The sequence below is a fragment of the Nostoc sp. CCY 9925 genome, assembly GCF_963920935.1.
In the GTDB taxonomy this organism is placed as follows: Bacteria; Cyanobacteriota; Cyanobacteriia; order Cyanobacteriales; family Nostocaceae; genus Nostoc.
Genome location: NZ_CAWUDO010000355.1, coordinates 1 through 207, shown reverse-complemented (window position 1 = coordinate 207; position 207 = coordinate 1). Strand labels below are relative to the sequence as shown.

Annotated in this window: 1 protein-coding gene; it reads right to left on the bottom strand. The window is 65.7% G+C overall.

What is annotated here, in order from left to right; all coding sequences use genetic code 11:
• On the bottom strand, window positions 1-207 hold a 207-nt coding region (locus ACM0OY_RS40735; protein ID WP_414574355.1), incomplete at both ends, for a hypothetical protein.

The window sequence follows — 207 nt, the reverse complement described above, 5'->3', positions numbered from 1 at the left end:
GCGCCGAGATCACCAAAATCAGCGGCAGCACATTGAAGGCGAAGACGAACAGCACATTCTGGTCCGCCACGGCATAGGGCTGGGCGCCGCCGCCCAGATAGCCGAAGACGAACTGCGTCCCCTCCGCCGTCGCCTTGGCTAGGCCGTCGATGGCGTTGGTCACCGCGTCCAGCACGACGCGCGACCCCGGAATGCCGAACAGCACCA